Origin of the sequence: Streptomyces sp. NPDC058683 (assembly GCF_042716195.1) — a bacterium.
Classification (GTDB): Bacteria; Actinomycetota; Actinomycetes; order Streptomycetales; family Streptomycetaceae; genus Streptomyces.
Genome location: NZ_JBHXSK010000057.1, coordinates 67,076 through 73,337, shown reverse-complemented (window position 1 = coordinate 73,337; position 6,262 = coordinate 67,076). Strand labels below are relative to the sequence as shown.

At 73.4% G+C, this 6,262-nt stretch carries 6 protein-coding genes; 3 read left to right on the top strand and 3 right to left on the bottom strand.

Translation table 11 applies throughout. The annotated features are described in order from the left end of the window. Positions 1–106: 106 nt before the first annotated feature. Positions 107–1,426 carry a maleylpyruvate isomerase N-terminal domain-containing protein gene (locus ACFWXC_RS43430; protein WP_384488086.1) on the bottom strand — a complete coding sequence of 440 codons (1,320 nt, stop codon included), beginning with the start codon at positions 1,424–1,426 and terminating at the stop codon, positions 107–109. Further along, the gene (locus tag ACFWXC_RS43425) at positions 1,423–2,001 is read right to left on the bottom strand and encodes a sigma-70 family RNA polymerase sigma factor (RefSeq protein ID WP_384488084.1); all 579 of its coding nucleotides are present in this window, start codon (positions 1,999–2,001) and stop codon (positions 1,423–1,425) included. The genes ACFWXC_RS43430 and ACFWXC_RS43425 overlap by 4 nt, the downstream gene beginning before the upstream one ends. Positions 2,002–2,394: 393 nt before the next feature. Between ACFWXC_RS43425 and ACFWXC_RS43420 the strand changes: the two genes are divergently transcribed. After that, entirely contained in the window at positions 2,395–2,769 is a 375-nt protein-coding gene (locus ACFWXC_RS43420; RefSeq protein WP_384488082.1) for an STAS domain-containing protein, read from the top strand. Between the two features lie 200 nt (positions 2,770–2,969). After that, entirely contained in the window at positions 2,970–3,482 is a 513-nt protein-coding gene (locus ACFWXC_RS43415) for an EF-hand domain-containing protein (RefSeq protein ID WP_384488080.1), read from the top strand. Here the strand turns inward: ACFWXC_RS43415 and ACFWXC_RS43410 are convergent. Continuing rightward, positions 3,466–5,001, bottom strand: a complete 1,536-nt coding sequence (locus tag ACFWXC_RS43410) for a class I adenylate-forming enzyme family protein (protein WP_384488078.1) — start codon at positions 4,999–5,001, stop codon at positions 3,466–3,468. The two genes, ACFWXC_RS43415 and ACFWXC_RS43410, sit on opposite strands and share 17 nt — an antisense overlap. A 125-nt stretch (positions 5,002–5,126) precedes the next feature. Here ACFWXC_RS43410 and ACFWXC_RS43405 point away from each other — a divergent pair, with 125 nt between their 5' ends. Further along, entirely contained in the window at positions 5,127–6,257 is a 1,131-nt protein-coding gene (locus ACFWXC_RS43405; RefSeq protein ID WP_384488076.1) for an acyl-CoA dehydrogenase family protein, read from the top strand. Positions 6,258–6,262: the final 5 nt, after the last annotated feature.

The following is a 6,262-nucleotide window of genomic DNA, read 5'->3' as shown; positions in this document are numbered from 1 at the left end:
CCCCTAAAAGCCAAAAGCGGGGCGCAGCCCCGTCTTTTCCAGGGGCGCGGGGAACTGCGCGATCAGCCACGAACCACCCGCGGTCGCCGTACGACCGCACCAACCCCTACATCCGGCTCAGGCTCGCCGCCGCGAACAACACGTCCCTGATCGCTCCCCGGTCCCCCAGCTGACCCGCCGCCGCATCCTCCGGAGGAACGTGGCCCGCGGCCAGCCTGCAGAACTCCACGTCGTCCAGTGCCACGTGCGCCACCTCGAACTCCTCCGAGCCCACCGCCCCCGGCGAGTCCAGCGGGATCAGCCACTCGCCGCCGCCGTGGCCCTCGATCTCCAGCCGCAGGCTGCGGCCGGGCTGTCCCGCAGGGACCAGGTGCGGGGTCGGCCCGGGCGCCGCCAGCCCCGCCTGCCGGCGCGCCGCCAGCGCAGCGGGAAGCATCCGTGCCGCGAGGTCGATCATCCTGTGCAGGTGCCTCGGGGCCGGCGGCCCGTAGGGGTAGTCCACGGCCTCCGCGATGTCCTCCCCGTGCACCCAGCACTCGAAGGCGCGGTCCAGCATCGCGTCGTGCAACGGCAGCGCGAAGTCGCCGTACGACACCCCGAGGCGCCCGGCGCCGCCGCCGGTGAAGGAGACGGTCTGCACGAGCCGGTGGCTCTGCTCCCGCCAGGGACTCCGTACCGCACGGGTCGGCGGGAAGTACGAGGCCTGCCAGAAGGCCTCGGTGCGGGCGGCGGGGTCCTGTGCGGGCACCTCCCCCAGGGGGTCGTCGAGGCCGAGCGCCCTCGCCACCAGGCCGTCGACGGACAGCAGGTGCGCGATGACCCCGGCGACCGTCGTACGGCGGCTCGTCGGCGCCGCGCCGTCGAACCAGCGCAGCCGTACCGGTGCGTGCCACTCCGCGTCGCCGATGTCCTGGAGCAGGGCGTCCAGGCGGGCGGTCTCGGCGTCGTAGGGTGCCGCCCACTCGGGGATCGGGATGCGCGGCGGCCGGCGGTCCAGGCAGGCCTCCAGGACGCGGGTGCGCAGGCCGGGGTCGAGGTCGAGGCTCTCCGGCTGGTGCAGCAGGCCGACCGCCTCGCGCAGCCGCCGTGCCTCGTCCGCACAGGCCCCGCAGTCGCCGAGGTGGATCTCGACGGCGAGGGCCTCCGCGGTCGAGCAGGCGGCCAGCGCCCACGCGCCGAGCAGCGACTTCAGGACGTCGTGCGGCAACTCCAGCGGTACCGGCGGCAGGGCGTCGAGGTCGGGCAGCGGCTGTCCGCCGTCCTCGACGGAGGCCCGGGGCAGCGGGATGCGCGGCGGCCCGCCCGGCGCGCCGCCGCCGTCGCGCGGCACGCCGCCGGCTCCGTCGCCGGAGCCCGTGCCGTCGTGCGCGTCGAAGGGGTCGGCGCCGGTGCCGTCGTGCGCGTCGAAGGGGTCGGCGCCGGTCACACCGCACCTCCGTACCCGCGCGGTCTCCCGGCGTCGTGCGCGGTGGAGAGCAGTTGCAGGCCGAGGCGCAGCCGGCGGCGGGCCTCGTCCTCGGTGACGCCCAGGTCCACCGCGGTCTGGCGGTAGTCACGGCGCTGGAAGTAGGCGAGGTCCAGGGCGGCGCGCAGCGGGGTCGGCATGGAGTGCACGATGTAGTCCGCGCGGGCGGCGACGGAGGCGCGCCGCACCTTGCGCTCCAGCTCCTCCGTGGCCTCCGCGCCGGTGTCGCCCGGGGTGAGCGCGGCGGTCTCGGTGGCCCTGAGGCGCTGCACGGCGAGCCGGTGGGTCAGCGCGGCGACCCAGGAGCGCAGCGGGCCCTGCCTGGGGTCGTAGGCGTCCGGATGCTCCCAGACATGGGCGAAGACCTCGCGGGTTATGGAGTCGGCGGCCCGCTCGTCCCCGAGGACGCGGTGGGCCAGGCCGTGCACGAGCGAGGCGAAGCGGTCGTAGAGCTCGCCGAGGGCGGCGGCCTCGCCGCGCGCGAGCCGCTGCTGCATCTTGCGGTCCCAGCGGGGCGGTACGTCCTTCTTCGCCATGCGGCCCCCTCCCCGTGCCCGTATCCAGCGTGTCTCCACCGTCTCCTCGAATGTAGTCGGCACGTCCGGCAACGCACGCCCCTTTATGGCAATGCGCGCCCCCTGAGGGATCGCGAGTGGTAAAGACCCTTCGGTGCTCCTCCGTCGCCTCTCCGTGCGCTGGTCAGTGCGCCCCTCGGGACGCTTCTCCGGTGCCACGGCCGTGCCCGGGCGCCCCTTCGGTTTCTGATCGAACAGGATCGCGGGTGACCGAAACAAGACCCTTGCCGATCGCCGCTCGTTTGTCATCCAGGGTTTCGGGGAACGGCCGCTGGGCAGCCGCGCGAAAAGAAGCGAAGGAACTGGCTCCGTTTCCGGGCGGTTCCGGAGATCCGGCGAGCGAAGGGCTGAGCCGTGGCTTTCAAGGTGACCGACGTCGAACAGGGTGAGTGGGCCGTGCTCGGGGTGTCGGGCGAACTGGACCTGGTGACCTCGCCGGTGCTGCGCCAGCGGGTGCACGACGTGGTCGCCGAGGGCCACCACAGCCTGGTCCTCGACCTCTCCGACGTCTTCTTCTGCGACTCCAGCGGGGTCGGCGTCCTCATCGCGGCCCGCCGCCTGATCCGCTCCTGCCGGGGCCGGCTGCGGCTGATACTGCCCGCCCAGGGTGCGAGTGACGGTTCTCACGTCAACCGGGTCCTCGGCGCCCTCGGCGTACGACGGCTGTTCGACGTGTACCCCGACATGGACAGCGCGGTCAGCGACGAGGAGGGCCCGCTCTCGGCATAGCGGGCCCGCACCCTCCCAGGCCGGCGGCCCGGCGACCGCGACGCGCCCTCCATGGCCGACGATCACGGCAGTGCCACATTGTTGTCGCAGAATTCCTCCGGTCTTGGCACAAGGGTCGTTTTCCTGCTCCCGGCCGCCGCGCGCGTCGTACGCTCCCTGCGAGAGGAACCCCCACGTCACGTAAGGCGGCCCGAACACACATGGTCAGCACCGAGTACGAGCGACGGATCGGCGCCCGGTTCGCAACCTTCGACCAGGACGGCAACGGCTCGATCGACCGCGAGGACTTCAACACGGCGGCCAAGGCGCTGCTCGCCGAGTTCGGCACCCCCGCCCGCTCCGACAAGGGCCAGGCCCTCTACGCGGGCGCGGAGGCCTTCTGGCAGGGCATGGCCGGCATGGCCGACCGGGACGGCGACCAGCGCATCACCCGCGAGGAGTTCGTGAGCGGCGCCGTCAAGCGGCTGCACGACAACCCCGACCGGTTCGGCGAGATCGCCCGCCCCTTCCTGCACGCGGCCCTCGCCCTCGCGGACACCGCGGGCGACGGCACCGCGACCGTCACCGACACCGTGCGCGTGCTGCGCGTCCTCGGGGTCCCGCCGGAGGTCGCGCAGGCGGTCGCGGCCGGCCTCGACATCGACGGCGACGGGAAGGTCGCGGAGGCGGAGATCGTCCCGGCGTTCGCCCGCTACTTCACGATCCCGGAGTAGTACTCCCCGGCGCGGACGCCGTCGAGAAGCGGTCGCGCAGCCGGTACTTGAGCACCTTGCGCAGGGTCTCGTTGCGCGGAAGGGCGTCCACCACCTCCAGCCGCTCCGGCAGCTTGTGCACCGACAGCCCTTCCGCCCGCAGGTACGCCACCACCTCCGGGAGCGTCAACGCGGCCGCCCCCGGCGGCTGTTCGACCACCGCGCACACCAGCTCCCCGCGCTCCGCGTCCGGCAGCCCCACCACCGCCGCGTCGCCCACCGCCGGATGCGCGGCGAGCAGATCCTCGATCTCCTTCGCCGAGATGTTCTCGCCCTTGCGGATGATCACGTCCTTGAGGCGGCCGGTGAGGACGAGGTGACCGCTCGCGGTCAGCTGCCCGAGGTCGCCGGTCCGCAGGAACCCCTCCCCGTCGAAGGCCTCGGCGGTCTGCGCCGGATCCAGATATCCCTGGCACACCGCCTCCCCGCGCAACCGCACCTCACCGCCCGCGGCGATCCGTATCTCCATCCCCTCCGGCGGCTTCCCCTCGGTCGTCGCCAGGTTCTCCGCCGTGTCGTCCGGCGCCCCCATCGTGATCATCGGCACCTCGGTCATGCCGTACCCGTGCGTCAGCTGCACCCCCATCTCGCGCACCACCGCGTGGTACACCTCCGGCGGCTTGGGCGCCCCGCCGCCGGCCAGCAGCCGCAGCGAGGGGATCACCGGAACCCCCGGCTCCTTGCGCTGCTCCGCCAGGAACATCGAGTAGAACGCCGTCGACCCGCCCGCCACCGTCACCCCGTGCCTGCGGTACTCCGGGAGTGCGTCCGGCAGCGCGAACTGCTCGAACATGACCGCCGGGAAGCCGTACAGCAGCAGCATCACCGTGTAGTCGGGGCCCGCGATGTGCGCGTACGGGAAGGCCATCGAGCCCACGTCGGCCGCCGTGAGCCGCAGCGCGTGCGCCAGGCACGAACCGCCCGCGATCAGTGAACGGTCCGTGTGGAGAACGCCCTTGGGGTCCGAGGTGGTTCCCGAGGTCCAGTAGATCCACCGGACGGAGGTGCCCTCGGCGGGCGGGGCGGGCAGCACGGCCGGATCGCCGTCGGGCAGTTCGCCGTACGCCTCGAAGACCCCCTTCGCGCCCAGCCGCCGGGCCATCTCCGTGTGGTCGAAGCCGCGCCACACGCCCGGTACGGCGAAGAACTCGGCCCGGGACTCGCGCAGGGCGAAGCCGACCTCGCGGTCCCGGTAGAAGGGGATGACGGGCGACTGGACGGCACCGAGCCTGGCCAGCGCGAAGGACAGTACGGCCGTCTCGATACGGGTGGGCAGCTGCCAGGCGACGACCGTGCCGGGGCGCACGCCCATGCCGTAAAGGCCGGCCGCCGCGCGTTCGGCACGCGCGCGCAGGGCGCCGAAGGACAGCGTGCGGTCGCCCTGGAGGAACACCGGCCCGCCGGGGGTGAGTTCGGCGCGGCGGGCGACCAGGTCCCAGAGCGTTCGGGAGGCGCTCAGTTCGTGTGCGGTGGCGTTCATGGAGTCCCCCTGCCAGCGGAACTGACGAGTCGTCAGATCGTAGGTCCTGGCACCTTGCCGGTCCAGGGGTGCGGGGCTAGCCTGCGAGATCTGACGAACCATCAGCTCCGTGGGGGTGTCTGCCGGTGGATCTGTCGTACACACCCGAGGAGGAGGACTTCCGGGCGCGGCTGCGGGAGTGGCTCGCCAAGGTGCTCCCCGGCCTGCCGCCGAAGCCGCGGCCCGAGGACTGGCCGGGCCGCCGCGCCTACGACCTCGGCTGGCAGCGGACGCTGTACGACGCCGGGTACGCCGACGTCCACTGGGACGCGTCCCCCACCCTGCGGCTGATCTTCCTCGAGGAGACCGAGCGGGCCGGCGCGCCCTATGTCGGCGCCAACTTCGTGGGTCTGCTGCACGCGGGCCCCACCATCGCCGCCGAGGGCACCGAGGAGCAGCGGGCGCGCTGGCTGGCGCCGATCCTGCGCGGCGACCAGGTGTGGTGCCAGGGCTTCAGCGAACCGGGCGCCGGCTCCGACCTGGCGGCGCTGCGCACGCGCGCGTGGCGCGACGGGGACGACTACGTGGTGAGCGGCGCCAAGATCTGGACCTCGCACGCGGAGGTCGCCGACTGGTGCGAGCTGCTGGTCCGCACGGACCCGGAGGCGCCCCGGCACCAGGGCATCAGCTGGCTGGCCATGCCCATGACCGCGCCGGGCATCACCGTACGGCCGCTGCGCACGCTCGCCGGGTCCGCCGAGTTCGCCGAGGTGTTCCTCGACGAGGTGCGGGTGCCCGCGGCCAACCGGGTGGGCGCCGAGAACGACGGCTGGCGCGTCACCATGGTGACCCTCTCCTTCGAACGCGGCACCGCCTTCGTCGGCGAGGTCGTCGCCTGCCGCCGGGTGCTCGGCGACCTCGCGCGCGCCGCGCGTGCGAACGGCACCTGGGACGACCCGGTGCTGCGCCGCCGCCTCGGCCGGCTGAACGCCGAGTTCCGGGCGCTGTGGCGGCTGACCCAGTGGAACGTCAGCGAGGCGGAGGGCAGGGGCGTGCCCGGCGTCGGCGGCTCGGTCTTCAAACTGCGCTACTCGCACGCCCGCCAGGAGCTGTACGACGCGGCCGCCGCCGTGCTCGGCCCGGACGCCCTCGACCTGGACCGGCCGTGGGTCCTCGACCGGCTCTCCTCCCTCTCGTACACCATCGCGGCCGGGACCTCGCAGATCCAGCGGAACATCGTGGCCGAGCGGATCCTCGGGCTGCCGAAGGGGCGGTGAGCGGG

Bases quoted from the DNA above. Each gene is read 5' to 3' on its own strand.
- ACFWXC_RS43425 (WP_384488084.1), bottom strand. From the start codon at position 2,001: ATGGCGAAGAAGGACGTACCGCCCCGCTGGGACCGCAAGATGCAGCAG.
- ACFWXC_RS43415 (WP_384488080.1), top strand. From the start codon at position 2,970: ATGGTCAGCACCGAGTACGAGCGACGGATCGGCGCCCGGTTCGCAACC.
- ACFWXC_RS43410 (WP_384488078.1), bottom strand. From the start codon at position 5,001: ATGAACGCCACCGCACACGAACTGAGCGCCTCCCGAACGCTCTGGGAC.